This is a genomic window from Pseudomonas sp. F220, from assembly GCF_057813935.1.
Genome location: NZ_JBVASJ010000103.1, coordinates 1 through 1,133 on the forward strand (window position 1 = coordinate 1; position 1,133 = coordinate 1,133).

The following is a 1,133-nucleotide window of genomic DNA, read 5'->3' on the forward strand; positions in this document are numbered from 1 at the left end:
GCTGGGGCTGGTCTCAATACTGGATACGATAAACCGGCTTAGCCGCATAGCTTGAACCGCCGTATACGGAACCGTACGTACGGTGGTGTGAGAGGACGGCGGGGGTGACCCCGCCTCCTACTCGATTGCCTGAACATCATGTTTTGTCTGGTTTGAGGTCTTCGCGGGCAAGAACCGGGCGTCCCCTTGCTCCTAAGGGTGTTGCGCGGTCCTTCGTAGGAATGGGGCTTACCCGCGATGAGCCATTACCATTGATATCACCTTCGCACGTGTCATTACTTTATCGTGCGCACTGTTTCACTCACCATCGAAAGTTTACCTGTCGGCGTGGTCAATAAATTGTTGAGCGATTGGTCAAACTTCTGCAGGGCATGAACTTGAATAGTCTGCTGCTCATTAATGTCGGCAACTATTTCTTTGGTCTGTTCAAAATCCGCCCACACCGGACTTAAACTTTTTGCTTCATGGCCTTGTGCTGTGCCGATGTAGTTGAGCTTTGAATCGTAGAAGTTGGCTGTCACGTCGGCCTGAATATCCGAGCTGCGCGAAGTTATCAGTTGGCTGCGAGTATCGACCACCACGACGACATCCGGCTTCGCCGCTTTCAGGCTTTGTATATCCGGGTAAACCGTCACCGAGCCGAATTGGCGTTGCAAGGACGCCTTGACCCAGTCGACGGCCAGGTCTGGCTGGGAGCTGGCGACATAAGCGTCGTGGATCGGCTGCACCAGCAGGCTCTGGCCGAAGCCGGTACCGGCGTTGGCCTGGTAGTTTTTCAGGTAGGCGCGATTGGTCTGGGTGTTCTGGCTGTAGACAATGCCCAGAGAAACGTTCTTGCCGTTTGTGACGCTCGTGGCGCTGGAGTGGATGACGGGTTCAGTGAAAAGACCGTCAAGCGCTGATACTGCCTTGGGGGCGGTGGGCACTGAACAGCCAGACAACAAGGCGGTAATGGTGATGCTACTAATGAGCGCAAGTTTCATGGTGTTTCTCCAGTGAAACAACTTAAGGAAGGTCTGAAGTACCCGCCGATTTTTCATGCCCTCGCTACTTGAGGTTCAAAAAATCATGCGTCGGTCGAAAAACAGACCTTTCCTGCCCTTAATTCATGGTTCTTTCCTTTAATCGCGCTG

At 53.2% G+C, this 1,133-nt stretch carries 1 protein-coding gene; it reads right to left on the reverse strand.

Going from position 1 to position 1,133, the window contains the following annotated elements:
* Nucleotides 1-275: 275 nt before the first annotated feature.
* Nucleotides 276-983, reverse strand: coding sequence for an ATPase (locus ACZYSM_RS29160; protein WP_489077132.1), 708 nt, complete (start codon nt 981-983; stop codon nt 276-278).
* Nucleotides 984-1,133 lie beyond the last annotated feature (150 nt).

Excerpts from the sequence above, each read along its gene's own strand:
- ACZYSM_RS29160 (WP_489077132.1), bottom strand. The coding sequence starts at position 983 with ATGAAACTTGCGCTCATTAGTAGCATCACCATTACCGCCTTGTTGTCT.